Here is a 25,781-nt window from a genome sequence, read left to right as displayed (position 1 = left end):
ACTACTCCTATGCTCCAAAAACTATTGAACTGCGTTTTCATTTGTTTGGGATTATTTTCCCTACAGGCACAAACCCCCGGGTACTGGCAGCAACATGTCGATTACACCATGAACATCGATATGGATGTTAAGACCTATCGTTACACGGGTACCCAAAAATTGGTGTATACCAATAACTCCCCCGATGTATTGAACCGGGTATATTATCATTTGTATTTCAACGCCTTCCAGCCAGGGAGTGAAATGGATATTCGCCTTCAGAATATCAAAGATCCCGATGGGCGTATGACCACGACCGACAAGAAAAGTAGGATCGCCAGTTTAAGTGAAGACGAGATTGGCTTTTTAAAAGTTACCGACCTTAAACAAGATGGGGTAGCCGTAAAACATACCACCGAAGGTACCGTGTTGGTGGTCGAATTGGCCACACCGCTTCAACCCGGATCCAAAACTACGTTCGACATGGAATTTAACGGGCAAGTGCCGTTACAGATCCGTCGCTCGGGCCGTAATTCCAAAGAAGGGGTCGCTTTATCCATGAGTCAATGGTACCCCAAATTGGCCGAATACGATTTTGAAGGTTGGCATGCACATCCCTATATCGCTAGGGAGTTCCACGGTGTTTGGGGCGATTACGATGTAAAGATCACCATAGATAAAACCTACACTATCGGAGGTACTGGGTACCTGCAAAATCCGCAAGAAATCGGGCATGGCTATGAGGCTCCCGGAATCAAGGTGAAAAAGCAAAGGGGAAAAACCCTTACCTGGCATTTTAAAGCCCCCATGGTCCACGACTTTATGTGGGGTGCCGATCCAGAATATGTTCACGACGTATATCCTGTAGAAGGAGGACCAACCCTGCATTTCTTTTACAAGAACAAGCCTGAATTGGAAGAAAAATGGAAGCGTTTGCAGCCCAAGACCGCCGCAGCCATGGAATTCTTTAGCAACAATGTCGGAAAATACCCTTATGACCAATATTCCGTAGTACAAGGGGGCGATGGCGGTATGGAATATGCCATGAGTACCCTAATTACCGGAGAACGTAAATTTGGCAGTTTGGTTGGGGTTATGGTTCACGAAATGGCCCACTCTTGGTTCCAACATGTATTGGCCACGAACGAAAGCAAACACGAATGGATGGATGAAGGTTTTACCACCTTTATATCCGACCTATGCATGAACCAGATTATGGAGCAAGGCAAGACCAATGTATTCGAAGGTAGCTATAGAAATTATTACTATTTGGTAAAATCGGGTAAGGAACAGCCTCAAAGTACCCATGCCGACCGCTATGCCGAAAATATGCCTTACGGCATTGCCGCCTATAGCAAAGGAAGCATCTTCTTGTCGCAATTGGGCTATGTAATCGGTCAGGATAAACTGATGCAGACCCTTCAGAAATATTTTGAAGACTTTAAGTTTAAACACCCTACGCCCAACGATATCAAACGTACGGCAGAAAAGGTGTCGGGTCTTGAGCTCGATTGGTACCTAACCGATTGGACCCAAACCACCAACACCATCGATTACGGGGTAAAAGAAGTAACCGCCGAAGGGAACAAAACCAAGATTAGTTTGGAGCGTATCGGTCTTATGCCCATGCCTTTGGACATTTTAGTGGTCTACAAAGACGGCACCCAAGAAACCTTTTACGCCCCATTGCGTATGATGCGCGGCGAAAAAGCGAATCCGTATCCGAGCTTAAAAAGAACGGTTTTGGAAGATTGGCCTTGGACCAACCCTACCTATGAATTTACCATAGACAGACCACTGTCGGAGGTTAAGGGGATACAACTAGATCCTTCTGCCCTTATGGCCGATGTAGATCTGAACAACAATACGTTTACTGCAGAGTAGCAGTCAGTCAAAATAGTTGAAAAGACCCCGGCCATTGGTCGGGGTTTTTTATTTACTTACTAAATCCTTCAAACTATCAGGGTCAGTTCTTCCCCCTCCGGGGGAATACAAGGGGGGTATTATAAATTACTTTACTTTTGAACTATGACAGCTTTACCCCAGAACACGGCGGGTGCCAGTTTCCCCAAACAAGAAAAATTAAAAAGCCGCAAACAGATTGCAGCCTTGTTCGAGCAGGGTCATTCGGTCTCCCATTACCCATTAAAACTGGTGTATTTGCCCACGACAACCAAAACGGTTACCCAAGCTGGGGTCACCGTTCCCAAAAGGCGATTTAAGTTAGCCGTAACCCGCAATCGCATCAAACGATTGATGCGTGAAGGGTATCGCCATCGAAAATCACTGTTTTTTAACAACAATACAACAGCCTACGCGTTCCTATTTTTATATATTGGAAAAGAAATTCCTACACAACAGGCAGTACATAAAGCCCTGGAAAAAGTGGCGGAAAAATTCCAAAAACAGCTATCAGATGAACCCAAATAAATTCAAAAAGTTCAGTGTCCTCATTCTAGCGGTTGGGGTATTGTTCGTAGCCTCGGGATACAAAAGCGGATTCTTCGAAATCGCCAAACAGGTAGAGATCTTTACCACCTTGTTCAAGCAATTGAACATGAATTATGTAGATGAGACCAATCCGGCCGAGCTCATGGATACCGCCATTAAAAATATGCTCGAAGATTTAGATCCCTACACCACCTATATGAACGAGCAAGATGTAGAGACCTATCGTATGAACAATGCGGGGGTGTATTCCGGGATCGGAGCCTTGGTACGCTCCACCGAAAACAAACTCATCATCATAGAGCCCTACAAAGGTTACGCCGCCGATTTGGCCGGGTTAAAGGCCGGGGACGAGATACTGGAAATCGCCGGTAGTGCTGTGGCCGACCTTAAGGATGATGCCGTTGAACTGTTGAAAGGGGCCAAGAATTCCGATGTCGAATTAGTGTATAAAAGACAGGGTGAGACCCATAAAACCACCCTTACCCGGGGTCAGGTAGATGTAGATGCGGTACCCTTCTTTAAAATGGTAGACGATAAAACCGGCTATATCGTATTATCGCGCTTTAACAAAAAAGCCTCTGCACAAACCCAAGAAGCCCTAGAAAACCTAAAAGACCTAGGGGCCGAACGTATCATTTTGGACCTACGTGGCAACCCGGGCGGACTATTGACCGAAGCCATAAACGTTACCAATCTCTTTGTGCCCAAAGATGAGTTGATCGTTACCACCCGTGGACAAGTCAAAAAATTCAACAAAGAATACTTTACCAAAAAGAAACCCATTGATACCGAAATTCCTTTGGCCGTTTTGGTCAACGGTCGCTCGGCATCGGCCTCCGAAATCGTATCGGGTAGTTTACAAGACCTCGATAGGGCGGTGGTCATAGGGGCTCGCAGTTTCGGGAAAGGGTTGGTACAACGACCCATGAAATTGGCCTATGGCACCCAACTCAAGGTAACCATTTCGCGCTATTATACGCCTTCGGGACGCTGTATTCAAGCACTAGATTATTGGCATAGGGACGAAAAAGGAAATGCCAAACGCAATACTCAATTCAACAATTACAAAACCCGAAACGGTAGGCCAGTTCAAGATGGTGGTGGCGTATTACCCGATATCGAGATAGCATCTCTACAATCAAATGATTTTACCAAAGCTTTGGAAGCCAATTTGGTTTTGTTCGATTATGCCACCCAATACCATTATAGCCATCAATTGGCCAAACCAGAGGACTTGGATTTTACAGAAGCCGACTTTAACGATTTTACCGCATTTGTGTCGAAAAGGGGCATAGACTACCAGACCCCAACCGAAGAGGCCTTGGAAAAAGCCCTTGCGGCAGATGATATTGCCCTATATGGCCCAGAGATTACGGCCAAATACAAAGCCTTGCAACAAGAGATCAAAGCGGGAAAGATAAGTGCCTTGGACCAATACCAAAAAGAACTTTCGAAAAGTTTGGAAGATGAGATCGTAAAACGCTACTTCTATCGCGAAGGACTATATGAGCGTTATTTGAAGAAAGACGAGGCTATTTTAGCGGCTACTGAACTTTTGGGTAACCCAAGTGAATACCAAAAAATACTGCAATAAACATGGCCGCATTACGGGTTTTGGTTGTAGGTTGTGGCCATATGGGCCGTTCACATGCCTTGGCCTATCGCCAACTTTCGGGTTTTGAAATCGTAGGTTTGGTAAGCCGTACCGAAAAAAGTCGGGAAAGCCTATCACAAGAATTGGGAGGCTATCCCACCTATGCCGACTTTGAAAAGGCCCTTGCTGCTACGAAACCCGATGTAGTTTCGATCAATACCTATCCCGATACCCATTATACCTATGCCAAAGCCAGTTTAGAGGCAGGTTGCCATGTGTTCTTGGAAAAGCCCATGGCTACCACCGTGGCCGACGCCCAAGATTTGGTAAATCTGGCACGGGAAAAAGAACTGAAACTCGTCGTAGGATACATTCTACGGGTACATCCGTCTTGGACCAAATTCGTAGAAACCGCCCGTAGCTTGGGCAAACCTTTGGTGATGCGGATGAACCTGAACCAACAAAGTTCGGCCGACCAATGGCATACCCATAAACAACTGATGCAAAGCATGTCGCCCATTGTGGACTGTGGGGTACATTATGTAGACATCATGTGCAGCATGACCCAATCGACCCCGGTGAGTGTTAGCGCCATAGGAGTACGGCTTTCGGAGGAGATAGATTCGGAAATGTATAATTACGGTCAGCTTCAGGTACGTTTTAAAGACGGCTCGGTAGGCTGGTACGAAGCCGGTTGGGGTCCTATGATGAGCGAGACCGCCACTTTTATCAAAGATGTGATCGGCCCCAAAGGATCCGTTTCCATTACCGATACCCCAAAAGGGGCTTCCGATGATGTAGAAGGACATACCCAAACCGGAGGACTTATACTACACCATGGGCAGTTAAATGAGCAGGGAAAATTCATTAATTCGGATGAACGCATCGATACCGCGGCCGAACCCGACCACGACGGCCTGTGCCGTTTGGAACAAGAATATTTGTTACGGACCATAACCGAAAATGAATCGCTGGAAGATCATTGGAAAGATGCCGTAAACAGTCTCCGAATAGTATTGGCGGCAGACGAATCGGTACGTACGGGAATGACGATTAGCTTATAAACTCCCTAAAATTCTCACGATGTACCACACTTAGCTCTGCATTATAAGCTTGTTTAAAAGCTAGGTGCTTTTTGATTTTGGCCTTGGTGTTCCATTTAAACTCGTAACCCTTTATTTCACCATGGCCTTCCTCTATATAATCTATTTCTTGTTGTGCCACGGTACGCCAAAAGTAGCTTTGTGTAATGGCGCCTTCGTACATCTGTTTCTTTTGCCGTTCACAGACCAAAAAATTTTCCCAAAGGGCACCCACATCAGTACGTAAATCCAAGTCGTTGAAATTACCTATCAACATATTGCGAATACCGTTATCGTAAAAATAGATTTTTTGCCCTCGCTTAATCTCATTACGAAGGTTACGGCTAAAACTACCCAATCTAAAGATTACATAACTCTTCTCCAGCAAATCTATATAAGTAGACACCGTATTCTTGTCTACCCCTACCAATTGGGCCAATTCGTTATAACTCACCTCATGCCCCACTTGCAGGGCCAATGCTTTTAATAGTTTATCCAACACCTGGGGTTTTCGAATCCCCCCAAAAGCCAATACATCTTTATACAGATAACTGTTTGCCAATTCTTGTAACACCATCACCTCTTCCCCTGGGCTATTCACTACTTCGGGATACATGCCATAACGCAACCGCAGTTCCAATTGCTGCTGCATGGCCATATAGCCAAAATGATCTTCTAATTCCGACCAAGAAAACGGATATAACAGATATTCCCGTTTTCTACCCGTTAAAGGCTCCATGGTATGGTCACTAAGTTCGAATGCCGACGAACCGCTTACCCAAAGTTGAACACCTTCTATTTGATCGGTAATCAATTTTAAGGTAATTCCGATTTGGGGAATACGTTGGGCTTCGTCTATAAAAACCTGACTATGCCGGCCAATGATCTGCCTTAATCTGGCGGTATTGACATCGGTGAGACTTTCGCGCACACTTGGGTCGTCGCCATCTAAAAACAAATAATCGTCGTGGGCCAGCATCGACTTGATCAAAGTCGTTTTCCCAACTTGTCGGGGCCCTACCAATAAAATAGCCTTGCCCTTATTAATACTATTCCGTATACTTTCTTCCAGCCTTCTTTTGATCATAACCTGCCTTTCTATTCACCAAATATATATATTTTCAGTGTATGTATTCACCAAATATATATGTTTTTAGTGAATGTATTCACCAAATATAATACAATCCGTGGCCAATTTAATAGATACGTATTGCTATCTTGTGACAATGAAAATACCATTCCTTCCTTATTTATTACTGCTATTTACAACCACTTCTCTTTTTGGGCAAGAAGCACCCATGGTATATAATCTTGCATATTCGGGCCAAGGTGATTATGTTACTATCCATATCCGATTCGAAAAACCCATACCCGATCCGGTACTTGTAATACCCCAAAGTGCTCCGGGCACTTATGAAATAACCCGATATATCGATTTTGTAGATCAGGTAAGCGCTACCGATGTAGGGGGCAAAGCACATGCCGCGGTTTTGGGCGATGGGTCGTTTTTTAAATTTCCGAAGACCGCGGCCATTCGCTCTGTTACCTATAGAGTAGCTATTCGGGATATGGAAACCCGTCTTTTAGGTACTTTTGCCAGCTCAAAACTCCGTCAGAACTATTTAGGCGTACTGGGGTATTCGGTTTTCGGCTTTGTAGAAGGCACGGAAACATGGCCTATTAACCTCAGCATTATCACCCCGGAAACTTGGCCGATTTTTACAACCACCTCTCCAAAATTAGCGCCCGATAAAGGAACATTGGAACTCCGAATATCCAACTTCGCCCAACTGGCCGATGCCCAGTTTTTAATGGGGACGGAAATACAGCTACATCAGGTACCTGAAGCCCCAATTCCTTTGTTCATAGCCCTCTATAGCGAAGCCCCAATAGCTATTGAAAAAGTCGGAGTACGCGCATTAGACGCCCTTAATCGATTACAGGGATATTTTGGGTTTGTTCCCATGCCACATTACACCCTTTGTTACGAGTTTACCCAACCCATAAGCGAAAGGCACGATTATGGTTTCTCTATAGAACACCTAAACAGCATGACGGCCAGTTTAGACGTTTCCCAAATAGATGGGGCGGTCTCTAATATGCGAAAATTTCGCTCTATGATACACCATATGGGCCATGCTTGGTTACCACTTAGGGCCTACGGACAAGGCTACCGTCCTTTTGCTTGGCAAACGGCCCCCTTACAAGATACTATCTGGCTTAACGAAGGTTTTATTTGGTATGTGACCACCTACTATTGTATGCAGGATACCAAGCTCCACCTTTATGATAACATCGTTAACAATGCACCCGAATTTATTCGTAAGCTATCCCTTAAAGAACTATCGTTATTAGGGTCTACCCAATACTCTTTGGATTTTAGGATCGGGAAAAACCTCTTCGCCCGTGGCGCTTTATTGGCCCATGAATTGGATCAACATATCATAAACCAAAGCGCTGGTAAAAAATCACTTTTGGATGTTATCAAATACCTTATGGACTATACTAAAACGCATCCGGAAGGGTTCCGTTACGAACAATTCCCGAATCTACTAAAGCAAGCTACCACGGTTGATTGCGACGCCATTTGGGAAGCCTGGCAAAAAGCCCCTTAGGGTTGCCAACGAATGCCCTGTGCATTTTTAAAAGCGGCCCGAAGGCCCCAGCCATTGGCCTTCTCTATCAATACGACCTGCAAGTTGTTTTCCCCTTTTTTAAGGGCTAAGGGAATTTGTCGCTGACCTTTACCCAGATGCCCCATAAACTGCGGGTTCAAGGTTCGAAAAGATTCCGACCCCCTATAAATTTCGGTACCGTTCAGAAACACCCGGACTTTATCGCTATAATCAAAATCGAGCCATTGGGTCTGTTGGCCATCACTCTCGATTTTTATGGAGGCAACCACGACATCTTCCCGATTACGGTCAAAACTACCACTAGAAGACTTGGCCACATACTTCGATACCGGTAAAAGTCCGGAAGCTTCGGTTTTAACTCTTTGTTTAGGTTCTTTCTGAAGCCATTTGTGCAAATCTTCGCTATCATCATACACAAAAGCATCACTTAATGCCCAATCTGATACCAAAAGTGGATCCGTCACAGCCGGCGTAACTTCCCAAGCACTTGCCATAGTATTTTCCATGGTAAACTGGGTAAAGGTGGCCCCGAAAAGTCCGAATAGACCAATGCGCCCCCGTGTTAAACCAGTCTTGAGATGGGGTACCACCAAAACCTGTGAACCATTAACAGATACTTGGGCGGTATTCCCACGTATTGTGATTTGCAAACGATTCCAACCCGAATCCAAATAAGCAACTTGGGCTTGATGTTCCGGGTATAGTTGCCAGTTACTTTCGTGATGGTATTTCGGGGTATATTGTAGGGCATCTACCTGCTTCGATTTGTGAAGGCGCAGGTACACCTCTTCAAAAAAACCGTCTTGTTGATGGAATACGATACCAGCAAAACTGCGTTTATCCGTTGCTAGTATATCAACGGTGAGCACCCCATCGCCAAAATCGGAATCTTTAACAAAGGCGGTACCGTTTAGCCAAAGGGCCTTTTTACCTTCAACGGTCTTGAACTCGTGTTTAGCCTGGGGCAGAAACTCCCAATTCGCCGCTTCCAAGGCAATGGATTGCGATTGTGCGAAAACGAAGGTCGAAATAAAAAAGAATAGTAAGCTGGTCTTGATGTACATGATTGATGAATTTGGATTATGGGTATATGTCCACCAAAATCAGCTATTCATTACAAAGATCAACATAGCTTTAACAAAAAAGGGAGCCCGAAAGCTCCCTATTCAATTTCCGTAGCGGAAAAATTAATCTTCTTTTACCTCTACGATTTCATACATATTCTTCCCATCTACCTGAATAGGTTGGTAATAAGTCTCCCCGAATTTCACATAGGTATTATCACCGATCTTGGTTTCTTCACCACCTTCCGGAAGGTTGGGCACAATGGTTCCGGCCGTAGCTGGTACTACGATATAGCCATCGGAATTCTGCTCATAAAAAGCCCCGCCATAATAGTAGTTGTTCTCAATTTTTTGGGCTTCTTTCGGTATCTCGGGCACTTGGGCGCCAACGGGGGCCTGAACGGCAACGAAACCGTCTTCCGTCTTCATATAATAGTTCCCGTTTTCGTAATGGTACTCTTCTTTGTCGTCGTCTTTATCATTTCCACTATTGGCAATACTTACCACAATGGCGGTAGTGGCCAAAGAGGTTACGAAATAACCCCATGGGTGGTAGTATGGCCCCCAATAAAACGGCGTATATGGGTGGTAAAAGTAAGGCCTGTGACAGTAAAAGGCACGACCGCCGTAACGGTAAGGTGGCCGCGTATAGGCCACACGACTGGAGCGCACACGGGTATTTCGGGTATTGCGCACGTTCATATGCTTACTGTTGTCGATATTGATATTGACATTGTTATTACCAACCCGATTCTTATTACCGATTTTATTATTGCTGTTCTTGGTCCGGTTAGAGACTTTATTATTACTACCCCTGTTGGTAGTGCGATTCGTACTCTTGTTTTTTATGTTCGAACCACTCCTGTTGGTGCTTTTGTTCGTATTGGGCCTAGAGACACTTCTGTTGGTAGATTTCTTATGCCCCCCATTAATCGACTTTCTATTGGAAGTAGAAGGCCTACTGGCCGACTTATTGGTACGAGCCGTAGTTTTGGGTCTACTACTACGGTTCATAGAAGGTCTCGATGCAGCAGAACGCGAGTGCGACATACGGGCACCACCACCTCCCCTAGACGCTCCATGGCCAAAGCGTTGGGCCTCTAAACTAAAGGGCAGACAAAAGACGATTAAACTGAATAGAATGAAAAATTTGTTTCTATAGGATGCTCCTCCGGAGCTTATTTTTTTTGAAATCATTACAATTACTTTTTGGCTTGGATAGAAATTTGACGGGCACTGGCAGGTGCTTTGAACTCAAAAATGGCATTGGGAATATTGGGGTTCAATTGCCAATCGCTAAAGGTAGCCTCATATTGTTTCCCGTTTTTTTCCTTGTATTTGATTACATGCCTTTTCGGCAATCTATAGGCATCGTTGGCTACATAGAGTAGCATATCCATTTTGGCATTGCTGGTTTTGATCAAAAAGCACTCTTGCCCATCTACCATACGCTTGCCTACAAATTGAATGCTATCGAAAGCTTCAATAATATCGTCGGTCAATGAAGGATAGAAGAAATCGGCCGCCGGAAAGGTAATGTCGTATTTGGCATTGATACTATCGATCATGGCCAAGGTACTCGCCGGCGCAGGTATACTCACATAATTATTCTCTTTGTACGAATAATAATCCAATTCACTCCCATTATACCAAAAGCCACGCTTGCCTTTAGTACCCTTGATTTCGACCATAAGTTTATTGGGTCCATCGAGATATACCTTTTCATAAGCGTAATTTTTTAGGAAGCCATGGTCTTGATCCATTACATCGTGTGATGTTTCCAAGGAAAAGGAACAAGATTCAAGATCGCCGATTACATCGGCCATTTGATCCAAGATCAAAATCGCTGTCGGATCCTTAGCCTCGGGTTGAGGGGTTTGGGCAAAGGCACAAAAAGGAAGTACCAAGGCCCATGCGAATGCGAAAACTTTCATGTAAGAATGGTTTTAGTTAATGAAGTAAATGCAACTTTTGGTTAGGCAAAAGTACTGGAACATAGGACCAGTAAGAAGCCGTGTTTTAACAAAGATAAGATAACCTTCGTAAAATTTGTAGAATTATCCATACGCTTTTGTGGCCTTTACCTTGACAACGATACGGTTAAAAATTTAAGAAATTAATCCTCTATCTTTAAAATCGTCGTTAGTGCCGACATTACATCACGGTTTTTACGACCTAGCTGAAGTACCTGAAAACCTTAACTTATGAAGCATAATTTAATGCAATTTATACATCAAATGGATGAAATCCGTTTGGGGAAACCTTGGTTAGGTTTTAGTTTTAAGATCCTTTTATCGCGTTGTCCTGAAACCAAAGCCTTTACTTCTGCCGGGAATAATCTGTTTTCTCCAGCACAATTGTTGGCCCATCTTACCTTTTGGAACCGACAGATCTACACTAGGGTAAAAACGGGAATTGGCCCTGCCTCCGATAGCCATACAGATAATTGGCCGGAGAACTCCAAATTGAAAACCCAAGGATGGAAAGAGGTTATCCACGAATTTGACCAAGCATGGGTGAATTTAAAAACCCTATTGGAAACCAAGGATGATACCTTTTTAGATACGACCTACAGCGACCCCGATTTTAAAAAAGAATTCAGCTATCGGTTTTTGCTCGAAGGCATGATACAACACGAAACCTACCATATGGGGCAATTGGCTTGGGCCCTGAAAATGAATAATGAAAAGCACTAGGTTCCAATATCACACAAAAGTCGTATCTTCATAAAAACCTAATAACCAACCCATATGAGCGGAGCATACGACATGGTAAACCGCATGCGGCAAAACCGGGCCATGCGCAATAGCCAAAGGCATAAAGCCCGTAGAGATAGCCTGGCCGCCTCCCTCGATGGTTCAGGCGCAACACCAGACTACGGCAAAACCGACCCCAACGGAAAAAGCAAAGTGCTTCGGCAGATTGCCAAGCAATCTGAATTGGATAAAACCGCTCAATACAAAAGCATATGGGCCAGTGCCATCCTTTTCACCCTACTTCTCGCCCTAGGGGTATTCCTTTTCAACAGCCCCGCCGTGTTGCATTGGGTAGCCAACACTTTTTCGGGCTGGTTCCGATAATCTTAGATTTTTCACGGGTTTAATTCATGGGTTATTTCCTTCGAAATATTCATTCTATGTTTGTAGAATTAAAATATTATTCTACATTTGTAGAAAATAATTCAATATGCCATTATCAAAAACGGAAGAACAGCTTATGGATCTGCTTTGGCAAAACGAAAAGGCTTTTATGAAAGACCTCATCGCCCAGCATCCTGATCCTAAACCCGCCCAGACTACCGTGGCCACGCTCTTAAAGCGTATGCAAGACAAGGGATTTGTAGACTATGTACAACAGGGCCGGTCGCGGGAGTATTATCCGTTAGTAGGTAAAAAGGAGTATTTCTCACGCCATGTAAACGGGTTGATCAAAAACTTCTTTAATGATTCCGCATCACAATTTGCCTCCTTCTTTACCCAACAGACCAATTTGAGTAAATCGGAACTAGAAGCCTTACGCCAGATTATCGATAACGAATTAGACAAAAAATAATATGTGGCCCTATCTGTTTAAATCGATATTGATTCTTGGTATTTTGCTTGCGCTTTATAAAGTTTGGCTGGCCCAAGAGCAAATGCACAGGCTCAAACGTTGGTACCTCCTTTTGAGTTTACCCTTGTCCTTCGGTATTCCCGCCCTTGTATTTACCGATGTGGTTTGGCTGGCACCGGCAACTGAAACCATACTTCCTATCAGCACGCAAATTTTAGAAGCCGAAACCTCTATTAACATCTGGGAATACCTCCCTTTTGCAGTATTGATCATTTACCTTACTGGTTGTTTGGTTTTTGGTATCCGCTTCATTCGCAACCTGAGTCAAATACGACACCGTATTCGATTAAACCCCAAAGAAAACAAAGGAAACTATGTTAATGTTTACCATGGCGAACCTTTGGCACCGCACACTTTCTTACAATACCTATTCTTTAATCGTGCGCAATGGAAACATGCCCAAATTCCTGCCGAGGTCTTACTTCATGAGGAAGCCCACGCCCAACAATGGCATAGCATCGATATTATAGTATTGGAACTTTTTCAAATCCTATTTTGGTTCCACCCCTTATTGACCCTCTTAAAAAAGGAAGTAAAGCTAAACCACGAGTTCTTGGCCGATGCAGCCGTGCTCAGCCAAGGTACCTCCCCCACAGATTATCAAAAAACAATACTGGGTTTCGCCACCCAACAACCCATCAGCCCTATGGCAAGTGCCATGGATTATTCATTCATCAAAAAACGTTTTAACATCATGAAAAAAACCACATCTACCCCGGTGAAATGGGTCAAATCGTTGTCCATTTTACCCTTACTATGCCTACTGGTATATAGCTTCGCAGAAAGGGAAACCGTATACCAGACCTTACCCCAGGAAGGGGCTACCACCCAAATGGTAAAGGAATACGACCGTTGGGCCAAAAAAATGAACGCGTCCGATAATAAGGTCATCCGTAAAAAAGAACTGGATCGTATGGAACATATCTATGCCCTTATGACCCCGGCGCAAAAGAAAAACGCAGAACCCTTTCCGGAACTCCCCCCGCCACCTCCACCGGTTACTCCGGTTAGGGTTACGGAAATGGTTCCGCCTCCCCCAAAGGTAAAAGAAGTACCCAACCCGGCCCATATCGGTAAAGAAGTGAAAGTGGGTCAGCGCTATCCGGCCGGTAGTATACCGCCACCGCCCCCACCAAAAGTATCTTTGGTAGAAAACCTACAACATACGGCACCGGCCGATGTACCCCCTCCTCCAAAATCGCCTTTGGTCTATATTGATGAGATGGCCCAAAAAAAGGCCCAATTCCAACATAATGGAAAAGCCATTACGGTAGACCAAGCCAAAGCATTACTGCAGCATCCGCCAACGAATAGTATCGCCCTTCAGACCTCCGATAATGCGAATGGAACAATTACCGTGAATATCGATACAAAGGGTGAAACCCATATACCGCCACCGCCTCCACCGAAAACCGATAAAGCAAAACCAGTGAAAAAGACCAAAGCGCCAAAGGAGGCCAAATTTCCTAAAGTCGAAAAACAAGCTAAAGCAGAAAAGAACACCAAAGTCATAAAAAAGGCCAAAACCGAAAAACCAACAAAGACACCCCTTAGGGTAATACCGTCTGAAGCGGCCACAGAATCCTTCCCTGTATATATCAAAGAGCTAAGCGAAGTTTCCGGTACTTCGCCAGGTGACGGCAAGATTACCTTTCAAGAAACCGAGTTTTACCTCGATGGAAAAGCCATTTCTGCTAAAGAAGCCTTAAGTTTTGCCAATGAACACAACAGTATCGACCATATTAAGAGTAATAGTGTGGTTCTCAGTTCCGATGGCTCGCAGGCCAAGTTTAAGGTTCATTTAAGCGATAATCCAAACCGTACTGAAGGTATTCCGCCTTCACCAAAACCTAAAAGCCCCACGGAGCATATAGAAGAGATGGCTAAAAAAGGGGCCACTTTTAATTACAACGGTAAAAACATTCAGGCCCAAGAAGCCAAACACTTGGTGCGGACGAATCCGCGTTTAAGCGTACTCACCGAACGTATCGGTAATTCCGATTATGTGGTAACCTTGAGTAAAAAAGCTGTGGTAGTACAAATAGATTAAAGCCGTTTTTTCATAGCACGGGCTTTTTAACACTTAGCCCAATTATCTTAACAAACCGCTAACGGTTGACAAAAAGGGAGTTGCGTACTTTTCAGGAACGAATTTATCCAATCCTAAAAACGAACGTTATGAAACCTTTTTACACCAATATATTATTGGGCGCCCTATTCACCATTTTCATGTTCGGGCCCGAATCACATGCCCAACTCAATACCCCAAGGGGCAGCCAACAGGCCACAGTGGGTCAGCGTGTGGGCATAACCGATATTACGGTAACCTATTCTAGACCGGCCGTTAATGGGCGCGAAATATATGGTGCCTTGGTACCTTATGGTATGAACGACCTTGGTTTTGGTACCTCTAAAGCCGCACCTTGGCGTGCCGGTGCCAACGAAAACACCACTATTGAGTTCAGTGATGCCGTTAGTTTGGGCGGACAAAAAGTGGCGGCCGGAACCTACGGTTTCCATATTAACATCAAAGATGCCGATAAGGCCACGGTTATACTATCGAAAGACCACACCTCTTGGGGAAGTTATTTTTATGAAGAACAGCAAGATGCGGCCCGAATTGATATTGACACCAAAGAAATCGCCCATAAAGAATTATTGACCTTTGAATTTACCGAACTAAAACCCAATAGTACGGTCTTGGAATTGCAATGGGGCACCAAATCGTTTCCCTTGACCATAGATGTAGCCGTAAATGAGATCGTATTGGAAGACATTCGTAAAAAACTAAAAAACCAACCCGGTTTTCAACGACAGACTTGGGAGCAAGCGGCCCGCTACGCCTTAAACAACGATGGTGACCTTTACGAAGCCTTAGGTTGGGCCGATGCCGCTATTGATGGCCAGTTTTTTAGCGAAAAGAACTTTACCAATCTCAGTTTAAAATCGCAGATATTGAGTAAACTGGGGCAAAGCGAGAAGGCCGACCAGGTAATGGCCGAGGCCCTAACCATGGGTGATAATTTGGAATTGCACCAATACGGTCGTCAGTTATTAGGTGAGAAAAACACTCAAAAGGCCTTGGAAATCTTTAAGATGAACGCCAAAAAACATAAAAACCAATGGCCGGTGAATTATGGTTTGGCACGGGGCTATTCGGCCCAAGGCGATTACAAAACCGCTACCAAATATTTAAAAAAGGCCCTCGAAAATGCCCCAAATGCTGCTAGCAAAGGCCGAGTACAGGCCAATTTGGACAAGCTGGCCAAGGGAGAGGATATCAATTAGATAGAAAATACAGTAGTGAATAATTACTTGCTCATTTTCTTTTTTGCGATTACTTTTTGTGGTTGTAAAAACAATACTATTTCCTACTTCGACCAAAGCCCACCCTCAACGGTTCCCAAATTGTTTGCTCCAAAAATGGTTAATACCGACCATGTTGAACTCAATGTAGTTTTTAATGCGAACCAAACCGAGATGTTCTTTTCGAGAATTGTAGACAGTAGCTTTGTTATTCACCATTCCGAGCTGATTAATGGTAAATGGTCTGACATTGAACCCATAAAAATGTATGCCGATAGTGTCCGGTTTTCGGTTGCCTGTGACCCTACCATTACTACAGACGGAAAGACCATGTATTTTCTTGGTGTAGACCCGAAGTTGTATAAAAGTGATGTTTCTCGGGAAGAGCTTTATACAATACCCCCGGACATTTATAGGAGTAAGAAAGTCAATGGTAAATGGGAATTAGCTTCTAAGGTAGATTTTTCGATTTCCACGGAACACTTTGAAACCTATCCGGTGGTAACGGCGGATGGCAGTTTATATTTTCGCTCGAATAGACCAAGCGATACAGGTGGAATGCATACCTATCGCGCACAATATTTAGGAAATAATGAATTTGAATCACCAGTTTTAATAAACACCAAGTTTGAGAAAAAGGAACTATTAAGCTTTATTTCCCCAGATGAACAGTATGCGATTACTAATGGAAATGGAAAGTTTCAAGTAAGTTTCAATGATGATGGCGAATGGTCAACACCCAGGGAAATTCCGTTAGATTATGAAAGTAACTGGCGGTATTATTGCCCCTATATGTCTTCTGATGGAAAATATTTCATGTTTTCCAGAAGATATAACAACCCAGATACAAAAGGATGGGCCGGTGTAGAAAAAGGAGAGGTTTATTGGGTAAGTGCGGATATCATATTCAATGAAAAACAAAACATGAACTAAGCTCCTGCGTACTATAAATGCGAACACCATAACCCCCAGAATTAGGCATGTTGCTCCAACAATTTCCTGACCTAACATGGATCCGGACACATTCTAAAACCGGTTTTGCCCAGGCCCTTAGTCCACAAGGCAAACCCCTGCCCAAAAAAGAGTGGCCCAATGTTAGCCTTTGGGTAGACAGCGCCCCAACCGAACGCACTAAAATAACCGGTACATTAAGTTTGTTTATTAACCTAAAAGGTAGTGGCTGGGTACAGACCGAAGGCAGGGATTTACAGGTACAACAGCAATCTGTTGCCCTGAGCAATTTGGGTGCCGAATACAATCTTATACTTCCTAAGGGAGCAGAAACCCTGAATTTTCATTTTGGGCCATCTTTGGTGAAAAGCGTAATTCAGGGCTTATCAAATTCCGACAAAAAATTGTTGGATGGGCCATTCGCTACCCGTAGCTCTAGCTACCATACCTATCCACGAACCCTTTGGATGCAAGGGCAACTTCAAGAAAGCATTCGCCATATACAAAGGTATTATGCCCACTTCGGCAATTCGAATCCAGAGAGGGAAGAAGAATTACTCCATTCCCTTTTAAGCAGTCTGTTACAAACTGACTGGGACAGTCAGCCTGTATTGCAGAACAACAATTTGGCCACACGCCAAGAAATGGGTAAACGCCTTATTTGGGCCCTTGATTTTATCCATGGGCATTCGAATCGGAATTTTACGTTGGATCAACTCGCTCAGGCGGCCTGTCTTTCCAAATTCCATTTACTACGCTGTTTTCAAAGAGCCTTCGGTCTTACCCCATTTCAATATACCGCCAAGCTAAAAGCCGATAGGGCCGAACAATTAGTACAAGATCCCCTGTGGGAAATCCAAGAAATTGGGGCACAACTCGGTTTTTCAGAGCCTGCGGCTTTTAGTAGGTTCTTTAAATCGCACTTTGGGACCACCCCATCAGCCTACCGAAAAAGCAATTTGGGTCAAGTGCGGTCGTAGCCCTGCCCTTATCTTTGCATAAAAACAGTGCCATGGTCGAAATCGGATTTTATATACTACCCTTTATAATGGTACTCTTGGTCTTGCGCCTATTCGAATATGCCCCAAACCCCAAAAAGTACAGCCAGGTTTATCTGCTTGTGTTTTTGGTATGGCTAATCTATCTCATAGGATTGACCCGAACCGATTGGCTAGATAGTTTAGAATTACCACCCCGTATGCCCTTATTGGTAATTCTACCTACCATAGCTTTTTCCCTAATAATTACGGCCCAAAAAGGTTTTAAACCCATTTTAGAAAAAGTACCCTTGCATTTTCCGGTATACCTACAAGCGTTCCGTATTCTGGTAGAGTTTCTGATCTGGGGTGCTTTTTTAAATGGGATATTGTCTAAACAAGTCACTTTCGAAGGTACCAACTTCGATGTTTTGGTAGGACTTTCGGCCCTGGTTATGGGTTATCTCGTCCAAAAAGGTAAGGTCGGTAAAAAGGGGCTATTGTATTGGAACATCGCCTCCTTGGTCGTTTTCGCCGGAACTTTAGCGTCTTTCGTGTACTCCTTTTACATCGCCCAAGAGATTACCTTATCGCTTAGTCAATTGCCCTATTTCTTCTTACCCGGTATTTTGGTGGCCATAGCCCTCTTTCTCCATATTTTTTCCATTCGGCAGTGTCTGTTGAAAGTCTGGGCCCGCATAGAATTATAAATACGATAATCCATTTGATAGAATAGTTCAGATTTAGAGAACTTCAATTAGTGTTACTTTTGGGCCGAAACCCTATATTACCAAAGTAAACACAAAATATGGCCGTGTTATGACGCGATTAAGAGCGCTTTTATGGCTTTTTTATATATACCCCTTATTTCTCTTGGCCCAACCTTCAAAAAGTCAAGATTTTAGGGTAAATAACTTGAACATTGAACATGGTTTGTCTCATAATTATGTGAGTGCCATTTATCAAGATAATAGAGGGTATATATGGTTTGGCACTAAAGATGGCCTAAACCGTTACGACGGTTACAACATACTATCCTTTTGGTCTGAAAACGATAATTACAATGGTGGTCTTAACACTTTAATCGTTGGTATTGTAGAATCGGCATCGAACAATGGTCTATGGGTGGGAGCAAGAAACGCCCTGAAGTTTTACGATTTTACGACGGAAACGTTACAGGAAATAAAGCTTCCCAAACCCTTGAAAGGGCCTCTTTTGGGACTTTTTTTGACATCGCAAAACAAGCTTTTTGTTTATACTACCAAACAACTAATAGCCATAACCCAAAACAAGTCCGGCACTGCAGTAGCACAGCCGTTTGATTTTGAATATGAAAGGCATCCGGCAGAAAAATCCGAAAACATAGCTACAATTTCCTGCATAGGAGATCAACTTTGGGTCGGATACGAATCTGGCCTATTACAAGGGCTTTCTTTAGATGACCTGAGCACACCATTTATTCAGCAAAAAGATATAGCCGACCCCGTAAAGGTTATCTCTAGTGCTTCAAACGACCATATTTGGTTTCTAAAGCGTTCGGGTAAGCTATTTTACTGGTCAAATGGAAGCTTTCATTTGCCAAAATTCAAATACATCCCTCTTGAAGGGGGAAACGCCATGTATATAAACCAAGAAAACGACAAAACCCACCTTTGGCTTTGTTCCGAAGAAAACGGATTTAGTTCCCTTGGTTTTTCCTTGGAAAAGGAACATGAAGAAGCCACACAACATCTTTTTCAAAACTCTGGCAATCAGTATTTTTTGCCCGACAACAAAATACGCTCCATTTTCCAAGATCCAACGGGGGTTCTCTGGGTAGGTACCCGAGGTAATGGTGTAATGCAAATAACATTCGATTCGGCCCCATTTCATTGGAATCACGACTCAAAACATCGCCAACAATTATTGGATGTAAATTCCCTTGTCGAAGATGTACACGGAAATCTCTGGATAGGTACCAACCATGGTTTATTACAAGCCAACGGATTACAAGACCCCGAACTTGTACAGGAAGGTAAAACCATTTTTGATATAGAACCGACTCCCTCAGGTTTCTTTTACACCAGTGATTACGGTAATGGTATTCAAGGCCACACACAACAGGGTGAAGTGCTTTTTAGCCTCAATACCGGAAACAGTGGGTTAAGTAGTAATACGATAACCTCTTTCACCACCTCAAAAGCGGGCGACATTTATATGGGCGCCATGGGTGGGGGCGTAGATGTTTTGCCGAATTCCGATATTGGTATATCCAATCCTCAGATTAACGAATTGAACCTGGGGGCCATTGCAAACAACCCCAAATTTAAACAAAGCAGAAAAGTACTTCTGACAGATAAAGAAAATCAACTATGGGCCTGTACCACCCGCGATGGGGTATACCGCCACGATTTAAATACCGGAAACACCTTCCACTACAGTTCCCACATTGAACTTGGGGCACTGGGTACCGATCATTTTACGGCGATCCACGAAGACGACAAAGGTCATATTTGGTTTGGTTCAATAAAGGGCCTTTTAAAGTATGATCGATCACAAGACAAAATCGAACATTACAAACCCAACCATCCCTTACCCGATAAAAATATCATTGGGATTACCTCAGACCAAAAAGGAAGGCTATGGGTGTTAAGCCGTAATTGGTTAACCCAGATCGACCTTATTCAGGGAAATCAAAAAAACTATCGTATTCAAAATACGGTGACCGATCAATTATTTACACACAATCCGATTTTTAGGGACTCTAAAGGTTTGATCTGGGTAGGTAGCCAGACCAAGGGATATTTTTACCTAGATCCAGATAAACTGACCACACTGGGCAGTTACCCCAAGGTAGGTATCACTCAAATTAAAGTATCCGGACAAGCTTTACCTATCCGTCCCAAATCAAAATTCGGCCTTTCACAATCCATTGGCACCACTACGTCACTTACATTAAAGTACAACCAAAACAATCTTACCTTAGATTTTGCTTCACTTTACTTTTTAAATCCTCAAGAGGTACGTTACAAATGTATTCTGGAAGGGGCCCAAGAAAATTGGCAGTTCCTAGACGCCCAAAATCCTTCGGTAAACTATTTTGATCTACAGCCCGGTTCTTACGAGTTTAAAGTAACCGCGAGCAACCCAGATGGTGTTTGGAACCCAGAAGTAAAATCGCTTCGCATAGACATTTTTCCCCCTTGGTGGTTAACCTGGTGGGCCTACGCACTTTACGGAATACTTACCCTTATCGCTGTGTATTTGTCTTATGTGTATATAAAAAAATGGTTCGGTCTAAAAAATCAATTGGTACAAGAACATCTGGAAAAAGAAGGTATAATTAAGCTCAACCAGTCCAAAATCAGGTTTTTCACCAATATTTCCCACGAATTCAAGACCCCGCTCACCCTCATTTTGGGACCGATCGAAGAGCTTATCCGAACCCAACCGGAAACCAAGGGAAGCGATCAGATTGGCATTATACATCGTAATGCCAAAAGGTTACAACGATTGATCGATCAATTACTCGATTTTAGGAAGATGGAACAAGATCGTTTACCAGTACAAAGGCAAGACCTGGATATGGTTGGTTTTCTGAGGGAAATAGCCGATTACTTTAAGGAAGAAGCCCATCAACAAGGCATCGATTTTAGGGTCCAGCTCCCTTCATCCCCTTTATGGGTTTCCATGGACAAGGATATGCTCGATAAAATCGCTTTTAACCTCTTGTCCAACGCCTTTAAGTTTACCCCAAAGGGAGGTACGATCCGTTTAAGCCTAAGCATATTGGAAAACATCCTAGAGCTACAGGTACAAGACAATGGTGTTGGTATGGATCAAGACCGGCAAGAACGCATATTCGATCGTTTTTACCACGCTCCCAATTCAAGTTCTGGTACAGGCATAGGTCTATCATTTGTGAAAAACCTAGTTGATCTGTTGGAAGGCAGCATTCATTTGAAAAGCAAAAAAGGAAAAGGTTCTACTTTCAGGGTCTCCCTCCCATTGGTCAAGGCCCAAAAAGAAACCCCAAGCCCAAAACCCCTGGATCAACCTCAAGGCTCAACGGCTCCCATCCAAAAAGCATTCGATAACACCGCCAAGCCATCAGATTTTCCGTTGATATTGGTGGTGGAAGACAATACCGATCTCCGTCGTTTTATCATACGATGTATAACGAGCACCTATCGGATTTTAGAGGCGGAAAACGGCCAGCAAGGCCTTGAACTTGCCAAAGAGCATCATCCAGATTTGATCATTAGTGATGTTATGATGCCCAAAATGGATGGTTTCGAATTCTGTAAACAACTTCGCCAAGACCCGGAAATAAGTCATGTTCCCATTCTATTACTTACTGCCTTAGGCAGTGTAGACAAACAACTTATCGGCTATAAACTGGGCGCCGACGATTACATTGCCAAACCTTTTGACCCAGAATTGTTACGCGTCAGGCTGGCCAATTTGATACAATCTCGAAAAGAACTGAAAAACAGCTTTGCCAAAACGGTAAACCTAGATCCTAAAGAAATTACCCATGCTTCTTACGATGAAAAGTTATTGACCAAGGCCTTGGCCATTGTAGAGCAACGTGCCTCAGATCCGAGCCTTACCGTTGAAGAACTCTCCAATGAACTAGGTCTAAGCCGCGTTCATGTATTTCGTAAGTTCAAAGCCCTTACGGGGCAAGGTCCGAAAGAGTTTATACAGACCATTCGTTTAAAACAGGCTGCCAAATTATTACAATCGGGTAAACTCAACGTTTCCGATATATCGTTTAAGGTCGGGTTCCAAAATCCGGTGTCATTCGGCCGTGCATTTAAACGGCAATTTGGCCTTTCTCCATTGGCCTATCGCGAAGCCCACAACCAAGAATAAGTTATGCTTTTGGGCCAATTTAAGGCCAAAACCCCTGGCATGTAACCTAGAGTGCGGGTATCTGTAACATTTCGTATACGGCCGCATTAACCTTTTCATAACATTTGCCCATACCGTGTTGGTCTACTCAAAAACCAAGGGACCCAACCCTACCGATCAATACGCCAAGAACTAACTCAACTCAATTCAGGTATGGGAAAAAAACTATTGACAATTTACTTAATGGTCGGCCTGTTGTCCTTAGGGCAACTATGGGCCCAAGAAACCACCCTTAAAGGTAGGGTATTGGATACCGACGGCATACCCATACCATGGGTAAACATATTGGTTAAAGGAACCACTAACGGGGTAAACACCAACGACGATGGCCAGTTCGAAATACAACTGGCCCTAGGGGACACCTTACAGTTTTCATCTATTGGTTTTGCAGACAAAGAGGTCGTTGTTAACCATACGAACGATTTAACCATAACCCTTAAATCTTCGGAGGAACAATTGGATGAGATCATTGTTGTCGGTTATGGTACCCAAATAAAATCCAAAGTTACCTCGGCGGTAACGGCGGTAGAGGGCGAAGTGCTCCAAAACCGACCTGTGGCCAGCATTCAAGAGGCTCTGGTTGGAACTGCACCCGGATTGAACATTAATCAAAACAATGGAGCCCCCGGTAGCGCACCGAACATAAACATACGTGGTTTAAGTACCATTGGAAATTCTTCGGGGGTTCTCGTACTGATCGATGGTATAGAAGGTAGCCTCGCCGATCTAAACCCCGATATGGTCGCCGAAATATCTGTATTGAAAGACGCCTCCGCTGCTGCTATTTACGGAGCACGTGGCGCCAATGGTGTCATTCTTGTAACCACAAAAAAAGGCGGAAAATCGCAAAAAATGCGGGTAGACTTTACCGCCGATTTGGGTATTCAGGCCCCTACTACGATCCCTGAACTGGTTTCGGGTCTCGAGTTTATGGAAATGAAAAACCGCGCTTTGGAATATGAGGGAAGTTTACCCGAGTATAGCGAGGCCACTTTGGCCCTAATGCGTTCCGGTGGCTTTGCCAATACCGATTGGGCGAAAGAACTCTATGGTCAAAGTTCCGTGCGCACCAACTATGCCCTTAACATTAGCGGGGGCGACAAAAAAACGACCTATTATTTAGGGTTAGGTGCCTTAGATCAAGGCGGTATCGTAAGGGGATCCGACGAATTTAAACGGTACAACATACGTTTAAAATTAGATTCCCAAATAACCGATTGGTTACGTGTGGGTACTAATACCGCTTGGGCCAACCGAGATCGCGATAATGTGCTGATCAATACCGGAAGGGCTTTACGCGCCGCACCCTTTTTCCCCATTACCCAGGCCGATGGCACCTATGTAGTAGGCTTGGGTGGCGATTCTTCGAACCCTATAATGCGATCGGAGTCCGGTTCGTTCAACCGAGAAGACCGCGACGTTATGGAAACCCAGTTATACGCCGAGCTGCAATTGGCCAAAGGGCTTTCTTTCGAACAAAGGTTCAGTGCCAAAAAAACATTGACCAATGGTGCCATATGGGAAAATGCCGTAGATTATATTACCCTAGATGTGGGTGATGATGGGTATACCGACGAAATTCCGATCATGGCCAATCCTACCGACAGGAAATATTCAAAACGTTCCGAAAAAAACCTTCGGTTAACTACCCAATCCTTCTTAAGGTATAACTGGAAAAACGACAACCATTTTATAAAGACCTTAGCTGGTTTCCAAACCGAAGAAAACAAAAATGAAGCCTTCAGGGTAGGTCGTATCGGTTATCTGAACAACAGTATTCAAGATATAGACTTGGGTTCAGACCCAGATCCGGCCATTGGCGATGGAAAAGGCAGTACCTCATCGGCTGCCGAGTGGTCGATCGTGTCCCTCTTTGGTCGGGTCAACTACGATTATAAAAACAAATACTTTTTAGAAGCCAGCTTTAGGTACGATGGTACCTCACGTTTTGCTTCGGGCAAGAAATGGGGCTTCTTTCCGTCGGTATCCGTGGGGTGGAACCTTAAGAACGAAGCTTTTCTTCAAAACGCTTCCGGGGTAGATTTGTTAAAACTTAGGGCCTCGGTCGGGCAGTTGGGCGATGCCTTTAAGGTGGGTAATTACGCTACTTACCAAACGGTAGATGTAAATCCGGGTTACGTATGGCCCGATGGGCCAAGCCAAGGGTTTGCCACGGGTAGGGCAGCCAATAAAGATATTACGTGGGAGACCGCTACGGTAACCAACTTAGGGTTCGATGCCAGTTTCTGGAGGGGAAAACTAAGTTTACAAGCCGAGTATTTTACCAATAAACGAACCGATATATTGGGTACCCCAGATGTGCCTACCGAATTCGGTTTGCAAGCACCTCCCCAAAACGTAAGGGATGTAAAGAGTTGGGGTTGGGAATTTTCGGTATCCCATAAAAATGACATAGGGGAACTTGGTTACGAAATCATGGTAAACTTATCTGATCAGCGTAATGAATTGACCGATTTAGGCAGTTCCAAACCCGATATAGGCAATGAGATACTAGATCAAGGTCACCCAGTTAATGCCTATTATGGCTATCGAACCGATGGTTTGATTACCTCTCAGGAAGATTTAGATGCTTATTTGGCCAATAACACCTTAAACGGACCCTTTGCCCCATATATCGGCGGTGTAAAACTTAAGGATATCAGTGGTCCGGAAGGCCAGCCAGATGGCATAATAGATCCTTTACACGACCGCGAGGTCTTCGACGACAATCAAAACCACTATCGCTTGGGTACGCGTTTGGCCCTCGATTATAAAGGGGTTTTCTTTTCGGCTATGATCGATGGGGTTCTAGATCGCCAAGTGGTATTCCGTGGCGCCCAGTTCGAAATTCCGTTCTCAGGGGGTGTGGGTACTCCGTTTGCTTTCCAACGTGAAGCTTTCGACCCAGCTGCACCGAATGCACATGCCGCCCTACCCATTTTAAAACCCGAATTGGTCCGATACGATTTCTCTGATTATTGGCTACGCGATGCTAGCTATATACGCATGCGAAACATAAGTATAGGTTATGATTTCTCAAAAAAAGTAATGTCAAGGATATCTTTCTTACAAGGACTGCGTTTATACGCCTCTGCCGAAAATCCGTTTATGATCTGGACCAACTATTTCGCCAAAGACTACGGTTGGGATCCACAATTGCCCCCAGGGGAAGTAGCCTACCCATTGGCCAGAACCATTTCCATGGGACTAAATGTAACTTTTTAATGCCATCA

19 protein-coding genes are annotated in these 25,781 nt (G+C 44.0%); 15 read left to right on the top strand and 4 right to left on the bottom strand.

The features are described 5' to 3' along the window. Window positions 1-9 precede the first annotated feature (9 nt). The 4 genes from B7P33_RS12250 (at window position 10) to B7P33_RS12235 (ending at window position 5,088) form a co-directional block, all read left to right on the top strand. The gene (locus B7P33_RS12250) at window positions 10-1,863 is read left to right on the top strand and encodes a M1 family metallopeptidase (RefSeq protein ID WP_097442244.1); all 1,854 of its coding nucleotides are present in this window, start codon (window positions 10-12) and stop codon (window positions 1,861-1,863) included. A 144-nt stretch (window positions 1,864-2,007) separates the two neighbouring features. Continuing rightward, window positions 2,008-2,409 carry a ribonuclease P protein component gene (gene rnpA, locus B7P33_RS12245; RefSeq protein ID WP_097442243.1) on the top strand — a complete coding sequence of 134 codons (402 nt, stop codon included), beginning with the start codon at window positions 2,008-2,010 and terminating at the stop codon, window positions 2,407-2,409. Then, entirely contained in the window at window positions 2,396-4,024 is a 1,629-nt protein-coding gene (locus tag B7P33_RS12240) for a S41 family peptidase (protein ID WP_097442242.1), read from the top strand. Before rnpA ends, B7P33_RS12240 begins: the two co-directional genes overlap by 14 nt. A 2-nt stretch (window positions 4,025-4,026) precedes the next feature. Then, window positions 4,027-5,088 carry a Gfo/Idh/MocA family oxidoreductase gene (locus B7P33_RS12235; RefSeq protein ID WP_097442241.1) on the top strand — a complete coding sequence of 354 codons (1,062 nt, stop codon included), beginning with the start codon at window positions 4,027-4,029 and terminating at the stop codon, window positions 5,086-5,088. Here B7P33_RS12235 and B7P33_RS12230 read toward each other — a convergent pair. Beyond that, the gene (locus tag B7P33_RS12230) at window positions 5,078-6,193 is read right to left on the bottom strand and encodes an ATP-binding protein (protein WP_097442240.1); all 1,116 of its coding nucleotides are present in this window, start codon (window positions 6,191-6,193) and stop codon (window positions 5,078-5,080) included. The two genes, B7P33_RS12235 and B7P33_RS12230, sit on opposite strands and share 11 nt — an antisense overlap. A 139-nt stretch (window positions 6,194-6,332) precedes the next feature. Here B7P33_RS12230 and B7P33_RS12225 point away from each other — a divergent pair, with 139 nt between their 5' ends. Continuing rightward, window positions 6,333-7,721 (top strand): M61 family metallopeptidase, encoded by a 1,389-nt coding sequence (locus B7P33_RS12225; protein ID WP_141402471.1) that lies wholly within the window; start codon window positions 6,333-6,335, stop codon window positions 7,719-7,721. Here B7P33_RS12225 and B7P33_RS12220 read toward each other — a convergent pair. The 3 genes from B7P33_RS12220 to B7P33_RS12210 form a co-directional block, all read right to left on the bottom strand. Further along, window positions 7,718-8,806, bottom strand: a complete 1,089-nt coding sequence (locus tag B7P33_RS12220; RefSeq protein ID WP_097442238.1) for a 3-keto-alpha-glucoside-1,2-lyase-like domain-containing protein — start codon at window positions 8,804-8,806, stop codon at window positions 7,718-7,720. The genes B7P33_RS12225 and B7P33_RS12220 overlap by 4 nt on opposite strands. Before the next feature lie 123 nt (window positions 8,807-8,929). Next, a complete protein-coding gene (locus B7P33_RS12215) occupies window positions 8,930-10,003 on the bottom strand; it encodes a DUF6515 family protein (protein ID WP_097442237.1) in 1,074 nt (357 codons plus the stop codon). Between the two features lie 5 nt (window positions 10,004-10,008). Next, window positions 10,009-10,740: a DUF2092 domain-containing protein gene (locus B7P33_RS12210; protein ID WP_097442236.1), complete on the bottom strand. Its 732-nt coding sequence runs from the start codon at window positions 10,738-10,740 to the stop codon at window positions 10,009-10,011. A gap of 270 nt (window positions 10,741-11,010) precedes the next feature. Between B7P33_RS12210 and B7P33_RS12205 the strand changes: the two genes are divergently transcribed. The 10 genes from B7P33_RS12205 to B7P33_RS12155 all read left to right on the top strand — a co-directional run bounded on the left by B7P33_RS12205 (window position 11,011) and on the right by B7P33_RS12155 (window position 25,773). After that, window positions 11,011-11,502 carry a DinB family protein gene (locus B7P33_RS12205; RefSeq protein ID WP_097442235.1) on the top strand — a complete coding sequence of 164 codons (492 nt, stop codon included), beginning with the start codon at window positions 11,011-11,013 and terminating at the stop codon, window positions 11,500-11,502. Window positions 11,503-11,556: 54 nt separating this feature from the next. Continuing rightward, entirely contained in the window at window positions 11,557-11,886 is a 330-nt protein-coding gene (locus B7P33_RS12200) for a hypothetical protein (RefSeq protein ID WP_141402470.1), read from the top strand. Between the two features lie 106 nt (window positions 11,887-11,992). After that, entirely contained in the window at window positions 11,993-12,358 is a 366-nt protein-coding gene (locus B7P33_RS12195) for a BlaI/MecI/CopY family transcriptional regulator (RefSeq protein ID WP_097442233.1), read from the top strand. A 1-nt stretch (window position 12,359) separates the two neighbouring features. After that, window positions 12,360-14,468, top strand: a complete 2,109-nt coding sequence (locus tag B7P33_RS12190; RefSeq protein WP_097442232.1) for a M56 family metallopeptidase — start codon at window positions 12,360-12,362, stop codon at window positions 14,466-14,468. Between the two features lie 128 nt (window positions 14,469-14,596). After that, window positions 14,597-15,706 carry a DUF2911 domain-containing protein gene (locus tag B7P33_RS12185; protein WP_097442231.1) on the top strand — a complete coding sequence of 370 codons (1,110 nt, stop codon included), beginning with the start codon at window positions 14,597-14,599 and terminating at the stop codon, window positions 15,704-15,706. Window positions 15,707-15,841: 135 nt separating this feature from the next. Further along, complete coding sequence (locus tag B7P33_RS12180) at window positions 15,842-16,657, top strand: TolB-like translocation protein (protein ID WP_141402469.1); 816 nt, start codon at window positions 15,842-15,844, stop codon at window positions 16,655-16,657. A 47-nt stretch (window positions 16,658-16,704) separates the two neighbouring features. Beyond that, a complete protein-coding gene (locus B7P33_RS12175) occupies window positions 16,705-17,655 on the top strand; it encodes a helix-turn-helix domain-containing protein (RefSeq protein WP_097442229.1) in 951 nt (316 codons plus the stop codon). A 32-nt stretch (window positions 17,656-17,687) separates the two neighbouring features. Then, entirely contained in the window at window positions 17,688-18,362 is a 675-nt protein-coding gene (locus B7P33_RS19665; protein ID WP_245871765.1) for a hypothetical protein, read from the top strand. Between the two features lie 109 nt (window positions 18,363-18,471). Next, window positions 18,472-22,509, top strand: coding sequence for a hybrid sensor histidine kinase/response regulator transcription factor (locus B7P33_RS12160; RefSeq protein ID WP_097442226.1), 4,038 nt, complete (start codon window positions 18,472-18,474; stop codon window positions 22,507-22,509). Between the two features lie 192 nt (window positions 22,510-22,701). Next, window positions 22,702-25,773, top strand: a complete 3,072-nt coding sequence (locus B7P33_RS12155; protein WP_097442225.1) for a SusC/RagA family TonB-linked outer membrane protein — start codon at window positions 22,702-22,704, stop codon at window positions 25,771-25,773. Window positions 25,774-25,781: the final 8 nt, after the last annotated feature.

The sequence above is a fragment of the Sediminicola luteus genome (assembly GCF_002514735.1).
Lineage (GTDB): Bacteria > Bacteroidota > Bacteroidia > Flavobacteriales > Flavobacteriaceae > HQA918.
This window is presented reverse-complemented; position numbering and strand designations above follow the sequence as displayed.

What these genes read in the sequence shown, in the direction of transcription:
- B7P33_RS12240 (WP_097442242.1), top strand. Translation starts at nt 2,396, where the DNA reads ATGAACCCAAATAAATTCAAAAAGTTCAGTGTCCTCATTCTAGCGGTT.
- B7P33_RS12175 (WP_097442229.1), top strand. Translation starts at nt 16,705, where the DNA reads ATGTTGCTCCAACAATTTCCTGACCTAACATGGATCCGGACACATTCT.
- B7P33_RS12155 (WP_097442225.1), top strand. Translation starts at nt 22,702, where the DNA reads ATGGGAAAAAAACTATTGACAATTTACTTAATGGTCGGCCTGTTGTCC.
- B7P33_RS12235 (WP_097442241.1), top strand. Translation starts at nt 4,027, where the DNA reads ATGGCCGCATTACGGGTTTTGGTTGTAGGTTGTGGCCATATGGGCCGT.
- B7P33_RS12160 (WP_097442226.1), top strand. Translation starts at nt 18,472, where the DNA reads ATGACGCGATTAAGAGCGCTTTTATGGCTTTTTTATATATACCCCTTA.
- B7P33_RS12210 (WP_097442236.1), bottom strand. Translation starts at nt 10,740, where the DNA reads ATGAAAGTTTTCGCATTCGCATGGGCCTTGGTACTTCCTTTTTGTGCC.
- B7P33_RS12230 (WP_097442240.1), bottom strand. Translation starts at nt 6,193, where the DNA reads ATGATCAAAAGAAGGCTGGAAGAAAGTATACGGAATAGTATTAATAAG.
- B7P33_RS12200 (WP_141402470.1), top strand. Translation starts at nt 11,557, where the DNA reads ATGAGCGGAGCATACGACATGGTAAACCGCATGCGGCAAAACCGGGCC.
- B7P33_RS12215 (WP_097442237.1), bottom strand. Translation starts at nt 10,003, where the DNA reads ATGATTTCAAAAAAAATAAGCTCCGGAGGAGCATCCTATAGAAACAAA.
- rnpA (WP_097442243.1), top strand. Translation starts at nt 2,008, where the DNA reads ATGACAGCTTTACCCCAGAACACGGCGGGTGCCAGTTTCCCCAAACAA.
- B7P33_RS12180 (WP_141402469.1), top strand. Translation starts at nt 15,842, where the DNA reads ATGGTTAATACCGACCATGTTGAACTCAATGTAGTTTTTAATGCGAAC.
- B7P33_RS12195 (WP_097442233.1), top strand. Translation starts at nt 11,993, where the DNA reads ATGCCATTATCAAAAACGGAAGAACAGCTTATGGATCTGCTTTGGCAA.
- B7P33_RS12190 (WP_097442232.1), top strand. Translation starts at nt 12,360, where the DNA reads ATGTGGCCCTATCTGTTTAAATCGATATTGATTCTTGGTATTTTGCTT.
- B7P33_RS12205 (WP_097442235.1), top strand. Translation starts at nt 11,011, where the DNA reads ATGAAGCATAATTTAATGCAATTTATACATCAAATGGATGAAATCCGT.
- B7P33_RS12220 (WP_097442238.1), bottom strand. Translation starts at nt 8,806, where the DNA reads ATGTACATCAAGACCAGCTTACTATTCTTTTTTATTTCGACCTTCGTT.
- B7P33_RS12250 (WP_097442244.1), top strand. Translation starts at nt 10, where the DNA reads ATGCTCCAAAAACTATTGAACTGCGTTTTCATTTGTTTGGGATTATTT.
- B7P33_RS12225 (WP_141402471.1), top strand. Translation starts at nt 6,333, where the DNA reads ATGAAAATACCATTCCTTCCTTATTTATTACTGCTATTTACAACCACT.
- B7P33_RS19665 (WP_245871765.1), top strand. Translation starts at nt 17,688, where the DNA reads ATGGTCGAAATCGGATTTTATATACTACCCTTTATAATGGTACTCTTG.
- B7P33_RS12185 (WP_097442231.1), top strand. Translation starts at nt 14,597, where the DNA reads ATGAAACCTTTTTACACCAATATATTATTGGGCGCCCTATTCACCATT.